Below are 15,507 nucleotides of genomic sequence, written 5' to 3'. Positions count from 1 at the left end.
CCCGCTCAGTCCGCCGGCGGCAGTTCCCCGGAGCCGCGGGTGATCAGCCGGGTCGGCAGCTCGATGCGCTCCGGGGCGAGCAGGGTGCCGTCCAGCTGACGGAACAGCCGCTCGGCCGCGGTCCGGCCGAGCGCCGCCGCGTCCTGGGCGACGACGGTGACGCCCGGCTGGAGCAGATCGGCGAGTTCGATGTCGTCGAAACCGACCAGGGCGACCGGGCGGGTGTGCTCGGCCAGCACCCGGATCACGGTGACCGTCACCCGGTTGTTGCCCGTGAAGATCGCGGTGACCGGCTCGGGCCCGGAGAGCATCTCCCGGGCCGCCCGGCGGACCCGCTCGGGGTCGGTGACGCCCAGCGACATCCATGAGTCCGCCACCGGTATGCCCGCGTCCTCCATGGCCGTCCGGTACCCGCGCAGCCGCTCGGCGGCGGTGTGGATACGGGGCATGTCACCGATGAAGCCGATCCGGCGGTGTCCGTGCGCGATCAGGTGGCTGACGCCGTCGTGGGCCCCGCCGTAGTTGTCCGACACGACGACGTCCGCGTCGATGTGCCCGGCAGGGCGGTCCACGAACACGGTGGCCACGCCCGCCTTGATCTCCGGTTCCAGATAGCGGTGGTCGTCGCCGGCCGGGATCACCACCAGCCCGTCCACCCGCCGGGCGCACAGCGCCAGCACAAGTTCCTGCTCACGGTCGGCGTCCTCCGCGCTCGAGCCGTTGATCAGCAGCGCGCCGTGCGCGCGCGCCACCTCCTCCACCGCCCGGCTCAGCGGCCCGTAGAAGGGGTCCGCGAGATCCTCCAGGACCAGGCCGATGCTGGCGGTGCGGCCCTTGCGCAGCACCCGGGCGCTGTCGTTGCGGCGGAAGCCGAGCGCCTCGATCGCCTCCTGGACGCGGCGCTCCGTCTCGGCGGTGACCCCGGGTTCGCCGTTGACCACCCGGGAGACCGTCTTGAGCCCCACCCCGGCGCGGGCCGCCACGTCCTTCATGGTGGGACGGTTGCCGTAACGGGTCCCTGGGAAGCGGTCGGTGCGGCGGGTCGTCTCCGGCACGGTGCGGTGTCCTGTCCTGTCGGCCACGGGGGATGCGTGGGTCCATGGGGTTGTATGAGGATGTGGCGTCGAGCATAGAGCCTGGACAACGTTGTCAGCCTCGTAGACACTGTCCCTCGCACACTCCGGCCCGCACATCGCCGCACGACGGGGCCGCCGCTCGTGCTCCATGTGTCGCCTCCTGGTCGCGCATGGTCGTTCTCAGCGCTTTCAGATGTTTTTCCATGTTTGACGGGGAGATCCGACACTGATGCACACCGACCTCGTGGCCGCGCTCGACATCGGCGGCACCAAGATCGCCGGCGCTCTGGTGGACCGCCGGGGACGGATCCTTCTCCGTGCCCAGCGGCCGACGCCCGCGCGTGAGGACGGTGAGACCGTGATGTGTGCGGTCGAGGCGGTGATCGGCGAGCTCACCGTGTCCCCGCTGTGGCGGCGCGCGGGCGCCGTGGGCATCGGCAGCGCCGGCCCGGTGGACGCCTCCGCCGGCACGGTGAGCCCGGTGAACGTACCGGGCTGGCGCGACTACCCGCTGGTCGCCCGGGTCCGGGACGCGGCCGGGGGGCTGCCCGTGGAACTGATCGGCGACGGTGTGGCGATCACGGCCGCCGAACACTGGCAGGGCGCGGCCCGCGGCCACGACAACGCCCTGTGCATGGTCGTCTCCACCGGGGTCGGCGGCGGCCTGGTGCTCGGGGGCCGGCTTCACCCCGGGCCCACCGGCAACGCCGGCCACATCGGCCACATCAGCGTGGACCTCGACGGAGACCTGTGCCCGTGCGGCTCGCGCGGTTGCGTGGAGCGGATCGCGAGCGGGCCCAACATCGCCCGCCGTGCCCTGGAGAACGGCTGGCGGCCCGGCGTGGACGGCGACACCTCCGCCGCCGCGGTGGCGGAGGCCGCCCGCGCCGGGGACCCGGTGGCCGTGGCGTCCTTCGAGCGGGCGGCCAGGGCGCTGGCCGCCGGCATCGCGGCCACCGCGACCCTCGTGGAGATCGACATAGCCGTGATCGGCGGCGGCGTGGGCAAGGCGGGTGAGGTCCTCTTCGCCCCCCTGCGCAGGGCCCTCACCGAGTACGCCACCCTGTCCTTCGTCCAGCGCCTCGCGGTGGCCCCCGCGCAGATGGGCACCGACGCGGGCCTGGTGGGCGCCGCCGCGGCGGCGCTGGTCAGCCGGACGGACCCGGCGGTCGCCGGGGTGTGAGAGCGCGGCCCGGCCGGCGGGGAGCCGCGTCCGGGAGCTTCCGGCACCCTTTCCGAAAAGGGCGTGACCCCGGGGCGGTCCGAGTAGTTGAGCCGGATATGAAGAAGCGCAGCATGCTGGCCATCGCCTCCCTCGCCACCGGGTTCGTCGTCGCGGCCGTCACCCCGTCGCACGCGCTCGGTGAGAGCATCGGCGGGCTCGAGATCGACGACACCCTCAGCACCCTCGACCGGACCGTCGCCGAGGACAACACCCTGGCCCTGGACGTCGACCGGGACAACGGCTGACGCGTCCCACGACGGAGCCGTACGGCGCCGGTGCCCCTCGACGGGAGGGGCACCGGCGCCGCTCCCATGCGGTCTCAACGGGAGCCGGTTTCCGTGGCAGGGTGGAGCGGGCAAGCCACAGGGGGCCAACAGAAGAGGGGGAACCGTGATCGTCTGGATCAACGGCGCGTTCGGTGCGGGGAAGACCACCACCGCGCGTGAACTGATCGAGCTGATCCCGAACAGCACGCTCTTCGACCCCGAGGTCATCGGCGGAGCGCTGGAGAAGCTGCTACCGCCCAAGCGCCTCGCCGAGGTCGGCGACTTCCAGGACGTCCCGATCTGGCGACGACTCGTGATCGACACGGCGGCCGCGATGCTCGCCGAGCTCGGCGGGACCCTCGTGGTCCCCATGACCCTGCTGCGCCAGGAGTACCGCGACGAGATCTTCGGAGGGCTCGCCGCCCGCCGGATTCCGGTCAGGCACGTCCTCCTCGCTCCGGCGGAAACGATCCTGCGGCAGCGAATAGCCGCCCGTGAGGTCCCCGCGGACCTCCCCGACGGGGAGATACGCGTCAGGCAGTGGGCGTACGACCACATCGAGCCGTACAAGGCGGCCCTCGCCGCGTGGCTCACCGCGGACGCCTACCCGGTCGACAGCACGGCCCTCACCCCGTACGACGCCGCCCTGCGGATCGCGGAGGCCGTGGGCAGCGGGGCGCTTCCCGCCTGTGACATCGTGCAGACGCCCGAGCCCACCGCCGAGACGGTCGCCGCCGGGGTCCTGCTCTTCGACGAGCAGGACCGCGTGCTGCTCGTCGACCCGACCTACAAGGCGGGCTGGGAGTTCCCGGGCGGAGTCGTCGAACGCGGTGAGGCCCCCGCGCGTGCGGGGATGCGCGAGGTGGCCGAGGAGACCGGGATCCGCCTCGACGACGTACCGGCGCTGCTCGTCGTCGACTGGGAGCCGCCCGCGCCGCCCGGGTTCGGGGGACTGCGGCTGCTCTTCGACGGCGGGCGGCTCGACTCCGCGGAGGCCGGAGCACTGCTGCTGCCCGGACCGGAACTGCGCGACTGGCGTTTCGTCTCCGAGGCCGAGGCCGCCGAACTGCTGCCACCGGTCCGCTACGAACGGCTGCGCAGGGCGCTGCGGGCACGGGAACGCGGCAAGGCCATGTACCTGGAGGCCGGAGTGCCGGTCGGGTGAGCCCGCGGATCAGTCGCCCGGGGCCCGGCCCGCTCCGTCGGCCTCCGCCGCGGCCGCGCCCGCCCGTTCGGCCGCCGCACGCAGCGCCCGGGCCGCGCGCCCGGTCACCGGCTCGCCGTGGCCGAAGCAGGCCACCTCCGCGTCGAGAGCGGCCAGCCGGTGGCAGGCGGCGAGAACCCGGCGCCCGTCGAGGTTGAACACACCCGGCATCACGGTGCCGTCCACGGGTGAGGCGGCCACCGTGTCACCGGTGAACAGCACGCCGTACCGGGGCAGATGCAGCGCGACACTGCCCCGCGTGTGTCCCGGTACGTGCACGACGCGCGCCCCGCCACCCACGTCGAGGACGTCCCCGTCGGACAACTCCGTGACCCGCGCCGGACGTTCGAAGTCCCCCGGAGGCAGCAGCCGCGCCGCCCGCTCGTGCAGGGGCCGCTCCCAGTCCTCGAACACCGGGGGCGGTCCCGGCACTTCACCGCGCACGTGCGGCGCGTCCAGCCGGTGGGCCAGGACCTCGGCACCGGTCAGCGCCGCCACCTCGGCCGCCCCGCCCGCGTGATCCTCGTGGAAGTGGGTGAGCACGACCCGGCGTACGTCCCGGGGGTGCCGGCCGAGCGCGATCACGGCCTCGGCGATCGCCGCCCCGGAACCAGCCGGCCCGGCATCGATCAGCGTCAGCTCCTCCTCGTGCCCCTCCCGGCCGTCCCGCCAGAGGTAGGCCTGGCCGACCGGGAAGCGCAGGAGGTGGAGGCGGGGGAGGAGTTCGACGACGTCCATGGGACGACCGTAGGGCGAAGTCCCCGCCCGGGGACGGGGACTCTGCCCTCGGCAGAGCGGGGAACCGTCCGCGGTCAGTTCGCGCCGGACGCGTAATTGCGCAGGAACAGCGCCTCGGCGACCGACAGCCGCTCCAGTTCGTCCGGGGACACGCTCTCGTTCACCGCGTGGATCCGGGCCTCCGGCTCGCTCAGGCCGATGAGCAGGATCTCCGCCTTCGGGTAGAGGGCGGCGAGGGTGTTGCACAGCGGGATCGAGCCGCCCTGGCCGGCGTAACTCATCTCCTGCCCCGGGTAGGCGGCCGCCATCGCGTCGGCCATGGCCCGGTAGGCCGGGCTGGTCGTGTCCGCACGGAACGCCTGTCCCTGACCGATCTGCTCGGTGCTCACCCGCGCGCCCCACGGCGTGCGGGACTCCAGGTGCGCCCGCAGCAGTCCGGTCGCCTCGGCCGCGTCGACGCCCGGCGGCACCCGCAGGCTGATCAGCGCGCGGGCGCTCGCGTGGACGGACGGCGTGGCGCCGGCCACCGGCGGGCAGTCGATCCCGAGCACGGTGACCGCCGGGCGCGCCCAGATACGGTCGGCGACCGTGCCGGAACCGATCAGCTCCACCCCGTCGAGCACCTTCGCGTCCTTGCGGAACTGCTCGTCGTCGTACCGCAGTCCGTCCCAGGCACCGTCACCGGTCAGCCCGTCGACGGTCGTGCTGCCGTCCTCGGCGCGCAGCGAGTCCAGTACGCGCACGAGTGCGGCCAGCGAGTCCGGCGCGGCCCCGCCGAACTGGCCGGAGTGGAGGTTGCCCTCCAGGGTGTCGATCTGCACCCGGACGAGCGTCATGCCGCGGAGCGTGGAGGTGACCGTCGGCAGACCGGCACGGAAGTTGCCCGCGTCGCCGATCACGACGGCGTCGGCCGTCAGCAGGTCGGGGTGCTCCTCGGCGTACCGCTCCAGGCCGCCGGTGCCCTGCTCCTCGGAGCCCTCGACGATCACCTTCACGTGCACCGGGACGCCGCCGTCGGCCTTCAGCGCGCGCAGCGCCAGCAGGTGCATGATCACGCCGCCCTTGCAGTCCGCGGTCCCGCGTCCGTACCAGCGGCCGTCCCGCTCGGTCAGCTCGAAGGGCGGCGTGGTCCAGCCGGACTCGTCCAGCGGCGGCTGCACGTCGTAGTGCGCGTAGAGCAGTACCGTCCTGGCGCCCTCGGGGCCGGGCAGGTAGCCGTACACCGACTGCGTGCCGTCCGGGGTGTCCAGCAGGGCCACGTCCTGGAAGCCCTCGGCGGTCAGCGCGCCGGCGATCCAGCGGGCGGCGCCCTCGCTCTCGCTGCGCGGGAACTGGCCGAAGTCCGCCACCGACTTGAAGGCCACCAGCTCGGTGAGCTCCTCCTTCGCCCTGGGCATCAGCGAGGCGACGGTCGCGGCGACAGGATTCGACGACATGGGCACGCTCCTTGTGGGTGCGACGTTGTACTTCTGCGTACTTCTCCGTACGAGAAGATCGTGCGGTGTGCGTGAGGACCCGTGTACGGGGCACTTACGCCGCCGATCCTCCCACAGTGGCCCCAGTCGATCGCCGCCGTAGGATGCGGGAGGACAGAGTGGCAGGCGGCTGGATCGGGAGCAGTAGACCATCGTGAGCAGCGAGAACTCTTCGGCGGACGACGTGCGGCAGGTGTGGGACGTCGTCGTGGTGGGCGCGGGACCCGCGGGGGCCTCGGCCGCCTACGCGGCGGCGGTCGCGGGGCGGCGCGTGCTGTTGCTGGAGAAGGCGGAGCTGCCCCGCTACAAAACGTGCGGCGGCGGCATCATCGGCCCCTCGCGCGACTCGCTCCCGCCGGGCTTCGAGCTTCCGCTGAAGGACCGGGTGCACGCGGTGACGTTCTCCAGCAACGGCCGCTTCAGCCGCACCCGTCGTTCCCGCCAGATGCTGTTCGGGCTGATCAACCGGCCCGAGTTCGACCAGCAACTCGTGGAGCACGCGCAGAAGGCGGGCGCCGAACTGCGCACCTCGGTCGCGGTGCAGCGGGTCGAGCAGCACGGATCGGCCGTTCCGGACCGGCGCACGGTCGCCGTCGTCCTGCAGGGCGGCGAGACGGTCCTGGCGCGGGCCGTGGTCGGTGCGGACGGCAGCGCGGGCCGCATAGGAGCGCACGTCGGGGTCAAGGTCGACCAGGTCGACCTGGGACTGGAGGCGGAGATCCCGGTGCCGGAGACGGTCGCGGAGGACTGGAAGGGACGGGTGCTCATCGACTGGGGTCCCATGCCGGGCAGTTACGGCTGGGTCTTCCCCAAGGGCGACACGCTGACCGTCGGCGTGATCTCACGGCGGGGTGAAGGCGCCGCGACCAAGCGGTACTTGGAGGACTTCATCGGGCGGCTGGGCCTCGCCGGCTTCGAACCGAGCATCTCCTCCGGCCACCTGACCCGCTGCCGCGCCGACGACTCGCCGCTGTCGCGCGGCCGGGTGCTGGTCTGCGGGGACGCGGCCGGGCTGCTGGAGCCGTGGACCCGCGAGGGCATCTCCTTCGCACTGCGGTCGGGACGGCTGGCGGGGGAGTGGGCGGTGCGCATCGCCGAGGCCCACGACGCCGTGGACACGCGCCGGCAGGCGCTGAACTACGCCTTCGCCGTCAAGGCGGGACTCGGCGTGGAGATGAGCGTCGGCAAGCGGATGCTGGCGGCGTTCGAGCGGCGTCCCGGGGTGTTCCACGCGGTTCTCACCGGTTTCCGCCCGGCCTGGAAGGCGTTCAAGGACATCACTCAGGGCTCGACGTCGCTCGGCGAACTGGTCCGCACCCACCCGATGGCCCACCGCGCCCTGCTGGCGCTGGACCGGCGCCCCGCGGGGGACGACGTCAGCTCCTGACGGTGATCCGGAAGACCGGGTGGTCGGGGGCGATGCGGCGCAGTTCGTCGTCGGAGGAGGCGGGGCCGACTCCGTTGAAGAAGACCCCGACCTCCGCCTTCCACCGCTTGAGGTAGGCGCGCAGCAGCGGCGGCTTGTCGTCGTCGGCGACCTCGGCTGCGGTGAAGACCTCGACGTTCTTGCCGAGACGCAGTTCGCCGCCGCCGGCCGCGCGCATGTTCTGGGTCCACTGGACGTGGCCGCGCGGCGCCACGAGGTACCGCTCGCCGTCGACGGTGAGGAGATTGACCGGGGTCGTCCGCCACTGGCCGCTCTTGCGGCCGCGGACGGCGAGGACGCGGGAGCCCCAGACGCTCACTCCCCGGCGGGTCAGCCATGCGACGAGTCGGTTGAGGACGTTGACGGTGAACCAGCCGGGTTTCCGGACGTGCGTGGACATGGGGACCCCCATGGGTGTGGGTGGACGGTGCTCGCTGGTGTGAGCACCGACCCGTTTCTAGATCGACGCTCACTTTTGTGAGCGGTGCTCTCGCTCATCGGTGCCAGTCTGCCCGAGACGGGTGCTCTAAAGCAAGAGCGGTGCTCGCGTTTGCGGACAGTGCTTGCGTTTGTGTGCAGTGCTCTGTTTCGTGGAACACTCCTCCCATGAGCAGCACACACGGCGCCCGCGCCCGGGCCAGGATCGAAGTGACCGCGGCCATCAAGGAAGAGGCCCGCAGACAGCTGGCGGAGGAAGGTGCCGCCAAGCTCTCCCTGCGGGCCGTCGCCCGCGAGCTCGGCATGGCCTCCTCCGCGCTCTACCGTTACTTCCCTAGCCGCGACGACCTGCTCACCGCCCTCATCATCGACTCCTACGAGTCCCTCGGCGAGGCGGCCGAAGCGGCCCGTGACGCGGCAGCCGGCGTGGGGCCCGTCCAGCGCTGGACCGCCGTGTGCGAGGGCGTGCGCGCCTGGGCGCTCGGGCATCCGCACGAGTACGCGCTCATCTACGGCACGCCGGTGCCCGGCTACACCGCGCCCGCCACGACCGTCCCGGCCGCCGAACGCGCCGTCGCCGTCTTCATCGGCATCCTGCGCGACGCGCAGCGGGGTCCCGGCCTCGCCGAACCCACGCTGCCGCCCGAGCTGAAGCCCGAGGCCGTGCGCATGGCCGCCGACATCGCCCCCGATCTGCCTCCCGAGGTGGTGGCGACCCTGGTCGCCACCTGGGCCCAGTTGTTCGGGCTGATCGGGTTCGAGCTCTTCGGGCAGTTCAACCGGGTCGTGGAGGACCGCGACACGTTCTTCCGCCACATGGCGGGGCAACTGGGGCACACGGTGGGTCTGGTCCACCCGCAGCAGGGTCCGGCGCCCCGCCCGGGCACGCCCGCGGCCCGGACGTCGTAGGGGACCGGGCGGCCGGGCGTACTCCACGGGGAGTACGTGTGATCACCACGCCCGGCTGACGCCGCCCGGGGCGCGCGGCGTCTGGCGTGGCGGACATGGACGAGCAGCGGGGACGCGCCGGCGGTCCGCCGGGGCGGTGGTGCCGCGGGCGGCCGCCCCGGTGGTGGCGGCACGGCCCGCCCGGGTGGAGCCGCTGGGCCGACGGACGCGACGGCGCCCGCACGGGCGACGACGGGGGTGCCGGGAGCCCGCGATCCGCGTACTGCTCGCCGACGACCAGTCACTGGTCCGGGCGGGCTTCCGCGCGCTGCTGGACGCGCAGCCGGACATCGAGGTGGCGGGGGAGGCGCCCGACGGCGAGGAGGCCGTGCGCCTGATCCGCGAACTGCGGCCCGACGTGGTGCTGATGGACATCCGCATGCCCGCGCTCGACGGCCTCGCCGCCACCCGCCGCGTGACGCGGGACGCGGAGCTGGGGGAGGTGAAGGTGGTCATGCTCACCACCTTCGAGCTGGACGAGTACGTCTTCGAGGCGATCCGCTCGGGCGCCTCGGGCTTCCTGGTCAAGGACACCGAGCCGGAGGAACTGCTGCGCGCGGTGCGGGCGGAGGCCGACGGTGACGCGCTGCTGTCGCCCGGGGTGACCCGCCGGCTGGTCGCCGAGTTCGCGGCCTGTTCCAGGGAACCGGCCGCCGCCCGCGCCCTGGCCGGGCTCACCGAGCGGGAGCGGGAGGTCATGGCGCTGGTCGGGATCGGCCCGTCCAACGAGGAGATCGCCCGCCGCCTGGTCGTCAGCCCGCTCACGGCCAAGCCCCACGTCAGCCGCACCATGGTGAAGCTGGGTGCCCGTGACCAAGCCCTGGTCGTCCTGGCCTATGAGTCGGGGCTGGTACGGCCCGGCCGGCTCGGCTGAGCCCGTCGGAAGCGAACCAGCACGGCGACCGTGCGGACGACGAACAGGGCCGCGGCGAGCGCCAGTCCGCCGCGGACCGATGACGCCTCGACGACGTCCGGCAGTTCGAAGAGCAGCGCCGGCCCCGCCACGGCGCCCAGCACGACCACCGCCGCGAAGAACGCGCTGCAGAGCGCGTACCCGATCTCGACGGTGACCGCGTCCCGCTCGGCCTGAGTCCGGCGTCCCCCGCGTCCCGTCACACTCGCCCCCCGAGGTCACTTCAAGCCATTGCCTCCTGGAGTCAAACAGGCGTGCGCCCGGCAGGCAAGCAACCCGCCGGGCGCACGAGGGAGACGGTCCCCCTAGTCGCGGGCGCCGACGCGCTCCGCCTCCGTCTCCCGGACGGTGGACTTGGCCACGACCACGGACCCGCCCCCGCGGCGGCCGCCGCGCAGTCCCGTGAGCGTGATGAGCAGACCCGACAGGGCGACGACCGCCACCACGGCCAGGCCGGGCCGGTAGCTGTCGAGGACCTCCTGCGGGGTGCCGTTCCCGGGGGAGTTCGCGGTCACCACCGCCGTCACCACCGCCAGGAAGATCGCCCCGCCCACCTGCACCGAGGTGTTGAGCAGACCGGAGACCATGCCCTGTTCGTGTTCGCCGACGCCGTTGGTCGCCTGGACGTTGAGCGAGGGGAAGGTCAGGGCGAAGCCGGAGCCGACGAGCAGCATGGTCGGCAGGATGACCGCGGCGTAGACCGGGTCGAGGTCGATGCGCAGGAACAGCACGTACCCGGCGACCATCAGGACGAAGCCGACCACGATCAGCCGCGCGGTGCCGAACCGGTCGATGACGGTGCCGACCTTGGTCGCCGACAGCGCCACCAGTGCGCCCGCCGGCAGGAAGGCCAGCGCGGTGTGCAGCGCCGACCAGCCGAGCAGTTGCTGCATGTACAGGGTGACCAGGAACTGGAAGCCCATGTAGCTGCCGACGAAGGTCAGCGCCCCGAGCTGGGCGCGCACCTGGGGACCCGAGCGCAGGACGCCCAGCCGGATCAGCGGGCTCGGGCTGCGTCGTTCGACGGCCACGAAGCCGGCGAGCAGGACGGCGACGGCCACGAAGGACAGGATCGTCCGGGCCGAGGACCAGCCCGCCTCGGGCGCCTGCACCACGGTGAACACGAGCAGCAGCATCGAGGCCGTGCCGAGCACCGCGCCGGGGATGTCGTAACCGCCGTGGCCGCGTTCGCGTGCGCTGCGCGGCAGCAGCTTCAGGCCGGCCACCAGGGCGATCAGCGCGATGGGCGCGGGCAGCAGCATGGTGAGCCGCCAACTGGCCTCGGTGAGCAGCCCGGAGAAGACCAGGCCCATCGAGTAGCCGGTGGCGCCGCAGGTGGTGTAGATCGACAGGGCCCGGTTGCGCAGCGGACCCTCGGGGAACGTGGTGGTGATGATGGACAGGCCGGCGGGGGCGGTGAAGGCCGCGCTCAGGCCCTTCACGAACCGGCTGGCGATCAGCAGCGGGCCCGAGTCCACGATTCCGCCGAGCAGCGAGGCGACCGCGAAGACGCCCAGGGCCACCAGGAAGACCCGGCGCCGGCCCAGCAGATCGGCCGCTCGTCCGCCGAGCAGCAGCAGTCCGCCGTAGCCCAGGATGTAGCCGCTGACGATCCACTGCAGCGACGAGGTGGACAGGCCGAGGTCGGCACCGATCGACGGCAGGGCGACACCGACCATGGACACGTCCAGGGCGTCCAGGAACATCGCGGCGCAGAGCACCAGCAGAGTGCCCCACAACCGGGGGGTCCAGCGCCCGTCGGGCACAGGGGTGGTGAGCGGAGAGGTCATGCCCGGGAGACTTGCATGTGCATGCATCGAATGCAAGCGCATTTAATTCTGGTGCAATGAAGTGCCTACTCTGCTACGGTGCGCCCATGGCGGCGAAGCAGGCCGAACAGGCGCTCGTGGAACGGTGGCGGGATGTACTCGCGCTGCATGCGCGCACCCAGTGCGAGATCGATCGCGCACTGCAGGAACACGGCCTGTGCGCCAGCGACTTCGAGGTCCTGGACATCCTCGCGCGACGTTCCGGGACGGGTGGCTGCTCCTACCGCGTCCAGGAGATCTCCGAGCGTGTCCATCTGAGTCAGAGCGCGCTGTCCCGGCTGATCGCCCGGCTGGAGAAGGAGGGCCTGCTCGAGCGCGGGATGTGCCCGGAGGACCGGCGGGGGGTGCGGGTGTCGCTCACGGCGAAGGGGCGCGCGCTGCACGGCGAGGCGCTGCCGGTGCAGCGCGCGGTGCTGGCCCGGATGCTCTCCGAGGACTGAGCGTCGGGGCCAGCGTCAGACGACGGCGGACGTGTCGCGCCAGAGCGCCGCGAGTTCCTGATCGCCCGACACCGCCGGAACCGGCAGCCGGTTCCACAGGGCGAGATACAACTCCCCGGCCGGTCCCGCCAGTTCGCACTCCGCCTCCCCGGCCGCGTCCCGCGTCGTCACGGGCGGCTGCTGGGACAGCCGCACGGTCCACACCGCGTCCGTGTCGGTGGTGCGCACCCGCAGGACCCGCGGCGTCCCGCTGCGCACCCGGCTCCTGCGCCGCGCGTGGAAGCCGCGCAGCAGTTCGTCGATGCCGTCGACCGCGAAATCCGTGGCGACGGGCGCCGGGGTGCCACCACGGGCCGACTCCGCGTCGAACCGGTGGACGGCCGTCTCGTGCGCCTGGCGGCGGGCCCAGAAGGCGAGGGCGGAGGGCGGGCCCGGCAGGAAGGTGAAGCATTCCACGCCGGGCGCGGCACCGGCCAGCGTGTCCACCAGCAAGCGGTGACCGGCGCGGTACCAGGCCACGAGCCCGGGGCCGTCCAGCTCCGGAAGTTCACCCATCGGACGGGGCGCCAGGTGCCCGTCGGAGACGAAGGCGGCGGCCCACCGGTGCACCACTCCGGTGTGCCGGAGCAGGTCGCGCACCCGCCACCCCGGGCAGGACGGGACGGAGGCGGTCGTCCCCGCCTCCTCCGCCGCGTCGGCCAGCAACCGGCCTTCCGTCTCCAGGATGTCCACGAACCGGGAGGTGTCCACGAGGAGGATTCTGCCGTACGGGCGGCCCGCCACGGGACCCGCCGGACCTACGGCAGCGGGGTTCCGCCCGTCGCGTTGACGATCTCGGCGGTGATGTACGACGCCTCCTGGGAGGCGAGGAAGACGTACGCCGGGGCCATCTCGGAGGGCTGGGCCGGCCGGCCGATGGGCGCCTGCTTGCCGAACTCCGCGGTGTCCGGCAGCGTGGCCGGGATCAGCGGTGTCCACACGGGGCCCGGCGCGACGGCGTTGACGCGGATGCCACGCTCGATGACCATCTGCGCAAGCCCCTGGGTGAACGTGACGATGGCACCCTTCGTGGTCGCGTAGTCCAGCAGGTGCGGGCTCGGCTTGTACGCCTGCACGGAAGCCGAGTTGATGATGCTGCCGCCCTCCCGCATGTGCGGCAGGGCCATCTTGCACAGCCAGAACATGCCGTACAGGTTGGTCCGCAGCACGCGGTCGAACTGCTCGGTGGAGATCGCCTCGATGCCGTCGGGCTGCGACATCTGGTACGCCGCGTTGTTCACCAGGATGTCGATCCGGCCGAACTCCGACACCGCGCGGTCGATCAGCGCCCGGCAGTTCTCCTCGTCCCGTACGTCGCACGCGACGGGCACCGCGCGCCGGCCGGCCTCCTCCACCCACCGCGCCGTCTCGGCGGCGTCGTCCTTCTCGCTGTCCAGGTACGTGAACACCACGTCGGCACCCTCACGGGCGAACGCCAGGGCGACCGCCCGGCCGATCCCCGAGTCCCCGCCGGTGATCACGGCCGTGCGGTCCGTCAGCCGGCCGCTGCCCCGGTAGGAGTCCTCGCCGTGGTCCGGCGGCGGGTCCATGGGGCCGGTCCAGCCGGGATGCGGCTGGTCCTGGGAGGGGAAGTCGGGGGTCGGATGCTGCTCGACGGGATTGCGCTGTTCGGTCACGGTCTCTCCCATTTCCGTGGTGGGGCGGTCACGCGGTCGGCGCCCGCCGACGGAAGGGCAGGCCGACGCCGACGCCCGGGTACCCCGACACGGCACGTCCGATCCGGTCCGCCGCGCAGCCCCCGGACGGCAGGGGCGCCGTACGGAGTCAGCCCGCGCGCGCGTGGCGGGTCGCGAAGCCGATGACGGTCGCCACCGCGGCCAGCACCGCCACGCTGGTCAGCGCTGCCGGGAGGCTGAACCAGTCCGCCATGAAGCCGATCGCGGGCGGGCCGAGGAGCATGCCGCCGTAGCCCAGGGTGGAAGCGGTCGCCACGCCGCTGGGGCCCGCGAGGGCGCCCGCCCGTTCGATGGCCACGGGGAAGAGGTTCGCGAGACCGAGGCCGGTGACCGCGTAGCCGAGCAGGGCCGCCCACAGGGACGGGGCGAGTGCGCCGAGCAGCATTCCGGCCGCCGCGGTGGAGCCGCCCGCGAGGACGGTACGGGTCCGGCCCAGCCGTTCGAGGAGCGTCGTACCGCTGAGCCGCCCGATCGTCATGGCGAGCGCGAAGAGGGTGTAACCGACCGCGGCCGCGCCCGGCGAGGCGTCGAGGTCCTCCTCGAGATGGAGCGCCCCCCAGTCGGCCAGTGCCCCTTCGCCGTACGCGGTGCACAGCGCGATGAGACCGAAGACGATCACCAGGGCGCGGGTGCGCCGGTCCAGCCGGCGCGGGGCCGGCCGCTCGGGCCGTCCGCCGTCCGCCGGGGTGAGCGGCTCGCACCGCATCAGGGCCCGCCCCGCGACCGCGGTCACCAGCAGGCCGAGGACGGCGAGTCCCCACAGGTGCCGGGTCGGCGACAGCGACCCGGCGACCAGCGCGCCCAGCCCGGCCCCGATCATGCCTCCCAGACTGAACGCGGCGTGGAAGCTGGGCATGATGGGCCGCCCCAGCGCGGCCACCAGATCGACGGCGGCGCTGTTGAAGGCGACGTTGATCCCGCCGTAGGCCGCGCCGAACAGCAGGAGTACGGTGCCGAGCGCGGCGGCGGAATGGGTCAGCGGAGGCAGGCCCACGCTGAGACAGAGGACCACCGCGCAGACGACGGTGACGAGGTGGCTGCCGTACCGGCGGCACAGCCGGCCGGTGAGCACCATGGTGACGACGGCCCCGGCGGAGACGCCGAGCAGGGCCAGGCCCAGGGTGCTCGAGGAGGCGCCGGTCTGCTCCTTGATGGCCGGGATGCGCACGACCCAGCCGGCGAAGACGAAGCCGTCGAGGGCGAAGAAGGCGGTCAGGGCGAGACGGAGGCGGACGAGGTCGGTACCCGGCACAGCGCTGTGCGTTCGGGTTTTGTTTATCTGCGGCACAAAGTCAGGCTAGGTGGCGATCGGACCAGGGGCAAGGGAGCCCCGAGGAGGGGCGGGGGTGGTGGGCACACGGCCCGGTGCCGCCGCAGGGGTGGTGGGGTTAACCCGTGTGAACGTCCCGGATGGTGGGACCGGGTGGCATGACTGAGCGTGGATCATGCCGGAGATCGGGACGTCCGTGCTGACGAGGAGTCAGCTGCCCGGGCTCCAGCGGAAGGACTCTCAAATGCGCTCTGCCCGCATGGTGCTCGCCACCGCGACGGCCACGGCGGCCCTCGCCATCGCCGCGCCCGTGGCCTACGCCGACCACGCCGGGGACGGTAACGACACCTCTTCCTACAGCAAGGAGCAGGACAAGGAGAGCAAGGACGACAAGAAGGAAGACAAGTACGGCAAGCCGCACGGCGGGATGCACACGGGCGGTGGCGCCCTGGCCGCCGTGGGCGAGAAGGACTGGGAGAAGGAGGGCAAGGACGACAAGAAGGAGGAGGAGTACGGCAAGCCG

General features: G+C 72.8%; 16 protein-coding genes and 1 pseudogene. 8 read left to right on the top strand and 9 right to left on the bottom strand.

Translation table 11 applies throughout. The features are described 5' to 3' along the window. Positions 1-5: 5 nt before the first annotated feature. The gene (locus F1615_RS19765; RefSeq protein ID WP_167533801.1) at positions 6-1,082 is read right to left on the bottom strand and encodes a LacI family DNA-binding transcriptional regulator; all 1,077 of its coding nucleotides are present in this window, start codon (positions 1,080-1,082) and stop codon (positions 6-8) included. A gap of 223 nt (positions 1,083-1,305) precedes the next feature. Here F1615_RS19765 and F1615_RS19760 point away from each other — a divergent pair, with 223 nt between their 5' ends. The 3 genes from F1615_RS19760 to F1615_RS19750 all read left to right on the top strand — a co-directional run bounded on the left by F1615_RS19760 (position 1,306) and on the right by F1615_RS19750 (position 3,732). Further along, positions 1,306-2,259: an ROK family protein gene (locus F1615_RS19760; RefSeq protein WP_149550342.1), complete on the top strand. Its 954-nt coding sequence runs from the start codon at positions 1,306-1,308 to the stop codon at positions 2,257-2,259. Between the two features lie 98 nt (positions 2,260-2,357). Further along, complete coding sequence (locus F1615_RS19755) at positions 2,358-2,546, top strand: hypothetical protein (RefSeq protein WP_149550341.1); 189 nt, start codon at positions 2,358-2,360, stop codon at positions 2,544-2,546. Between the two features lie 145 nt (positions 2,547-2,691). Further along, the gene (locus tag F1615_RS19750) at positions 2,692-3,732 is read left to right on the top strand and encodes an NUDIX hydrolase (RefSeq protein ID WP_149550340.1); all 1,041 of its coding nucleotides are present in this window, start codon (positions 2,692-2,694) and stop codon (positions 3,730-3,732) included. Positions 3,733-3,741: 9 nt separating this feature from the next. Here F1615_RS19750 and F1615_RS19745 read toward each other — a convergent pair whose 3' ends face one another. Continuing rightward, positions 3,742-4,509 (bottom strand): MBL fold metallo-hydrolase, encoded by a 768-nt coding sequence (locus F1615_RS19745; protein WP_149550339.1) that lies wholly within the window; start codon positions 4,507-4,509, stop codon positions 3,742-3,744. 74 nt (positions 4,510-4,583) lie between these two features. Beyond that, positions 4,584-5,945 (bottom strand): dipeptidase, encoded by a 1,362-nt coding sequence (locus F1615_RS19740; protein WP_149550338.1) that lies wholly within the window; start codon positions 5,943-5,945, stop codon positions 4,584-4,586. Positions 5,946-6,138: 193 nt separating this feature from the next. On the opposite strand from F1615_RS19740, the gene F1615_RS19735 reads away from it, so the two are divergent. Continuing rightward, positions 6,139-7,371, top strand: coding sequence for a geranylgeranyl reductase family protein (locus F1615_RS19735; RefSeq protein WP_149550337.1), 1,233 nt, complete (start codon positions 6,139-6,141; stop codon positions 7,369-7,371). Here F1615_RS19735 and F1615_RS19730 read toward each other — a convergent pair. After that, the gene (locus F1615_RS19730; protein WP_149550336.1) at positions 7,361-7,810 is read right to left on the bottom strand and encodes a nitroreductase family deazaflavin-dependent oxidoreductase; all 450 of its coding nucleotides are present in this window, start codon (positions 7,808-7,810) and stop codon (positions 7,361-7,363) included. The two genes, F1615_RS19735 and F1615_RS19730, sit on opposite strands and share 11 nt — an antisense overlap. A gap of 206 nt (positions 7,811-8,016) precedes the next feature. Between F1615_RS19730 and F1615_RS19725 the strand changes: the two genes are divergently transcribed. Both F1615_RS19725 and F1615_RS19720 read left to right on the top strand, forming a co-directional pair. Beyond that, a complete protein-coding gene (locus tag F1615_RS19725) occupies positions 8,017-8,757 on the top strand; it encodes a TetR/AcrR family transcriptional regulator (protein WP_149550335.1) in 741 nt (246 codons plus the stop codon). Positions 8,758-9,010: 253 nt separating this feature from the next. After that, positions 9,011-9,670 (top strand): response regulator, encoded by a 660-nt coding sequence (locus F1615_RS19720; protein WP_149550565.1) that lies wholly within the window; start codon positions 9,011-9,013, stop codon positions 9,668-9,670. Here the strand turns inward: F1615_RS19720 and F1615_RS19715 are convergent. Together F1615_RS19715 and F1615_RS19710 are read right to left on the bottom strand one after the other, a co-directional pair. After that, the gene (locus F1615_RS19715) at positions 9,631-9,912 is read right to left on the bottom strand and encodes a DUF6332 family protein (protein ID WP_149550334.1); all 282 of its coding nucleotides are present in this window, start codon (positions 9,910-9,912) and stop codon (positions 9,631-9,633) included. The genes F1615_RS19720 and F1615_RS19715 overlap by 40 nt on opposite strands. 102 nt (positions 9,913-10,014) lie before the next feature. Then, on the bottom strand, positions 10,015-11,499 hold the full coding sequence (locus F1615_RS19710) for an MFS transporter (RefSeq protein WP_149550333.1): 1,485 nt from the start codon (positions 11,497-11,499) through the stop codon (positions 10,015-10,017). An 86-nt stretch (positions 11,500-11,585) separates the two neighbouring features. Between F1615_RS19710 and F1615_RS19705 the strand changes: the two genes are divergently transcribed. Then, entirely contained in the window at positions 11,586-11,978 is a 393-nt protein-coding gene (locus F1615_RS19705; RefSeq protein ID WP_149550332.1) for a MarR family winged helix-turn-helix transcriptional regulator, read from the top strand. Between the two features lie 15 nt (positions 11,979-11,993). Here F1615_RS19705 and F1615_RS19700 read toward each other — a convergent pair whose 3' ends face one another. The 3 genes from F1615_RS19700 to F1615_RS19690 all read right to left on the bottom strand — a co-directional run bounded on the left by F1615_RS19700 (position 11,994) and on the right by F1615_RS19690 (position 14,966). Beyond that, positions 11,994-12,728 (bottom strand): maleylpyruvate isomerase family mycothiol-dependent enzyme, encoded by a 735-nt coding sequence (locus F1615_RS19700; RefSeq protein WP_149550331.1) that lies wholly within the window; start codon positions 12,726-12,728, stop codon positions 11,994-11,996. Between the two features lie 47 nt (positions 12,729-12,775). Further along, complete coding sequence (locus F1615_RS19695; RefSeq protein ID WP_149550330.1) at positions 12,776-13,666, bottom strand: SDR family oxidoreductase; 891 nt, start codon at positions 13,664-13,666, stop codon at positions 12,776-12,778. Between the two features lie 136 nt (positions 13,667-13,802). Further along, on the bottom strand, positions 13,803-14,966 hold the full coding sequence (locus F1615_RS19690) for an MFS transporter (protein WP_149550329.1): 1,164 nt from the start codon (positions 14,964-14,966) through the stop codon (positions 13,803-13,805). A 262-nt stretch (positions 14,967-15,228) separates the two neighbouring features. On the opposite strand from F1615_RS19690, the pseudogene F1615_RS19685 reads away from it, so the two are divergent. Then, positions 15,229-15,507: pseudogene (locus tag F1615_RS19685) on the top strand (hypothetical protein); the annotation flags it as partial.

Source organism: Streptomyces marokkonensis (assembly GCF_008312835.1).
In the GTDB taxonomy this organism is placed as follows: Bacteria; Actinomycetota; Actinomycetes; order Streptomycetales; family Streptomycetaceae; genus Streptomyces; species Streptomyces marokkonensis_A.
Note: the sequence above shows the minus strand (reverse complement) of the source record. Positions and strands in the feature narration are given on the sequence as shown.

Coding starts and splice junctions, on each gene's coding strand:
- F1615_RS19745 (WP_149550339.1), bottom strand. CDS start 4,509: ATGGACGTCGTCGAACTCCTCCCCCGCCTCCACCTCCTGCGCTTCCCG.
- F1615_RS19760 (WP_149550342.1), top strand. CDS start 1,306: ATGCACACCGACCTCGTGGCCGCGCTCGACATCGGCGGCACCAAGATC.
- F1615_RS19730 (WP_149550336.1), bottom strand. CDS start 7,810: ATGTCCACGCACGTCCGGAAACCCGGCTGGTTCACCGTCAACGTCCTC.
- F1615_RS19710 (WP_149550333.1), bottom strand. CDS start 11,499: ATGACCTCTCCGCTCACCACCCCTGTGCCCGACGGGCGCTGGACCCCC.
- F1615_RS19725 (WP_149550335.1), top strand. CDS start 8,017: ATGAGCAGCACACACGGCGCCCGCGCCCGGGCCAGGATCGAAGTGACC.
- F1615_RS19695 (WP_149550330.1), bottom strand. CDS start 13,666: ATGGGAGAGACCGTGACCGAACAGCGCAATCCCGTCGAGCAGCATCCG.
- F1615_RS19755 (WP_149550341.1), top strand. CDS start 2,358: ATGAAGAAGCGCAGCATGCTGGCCATCGCCTCCCTCGCCACCGGGTTC.
- F1615_RS19740 (WP_149550338.1), bottom strand. CDS start 5,945: ATGTCGTCGAATCCTGTCGCCGCGACCGTCGCCTCGCTGATGCCCAGG.
- F1615_RS19705 (WP_149550332.1), top strand. CDS start 11,586: ATGGCGGCGAAGCAGGCCGAACAGGCGCTCGTGGAACGGTGGCGGGAT.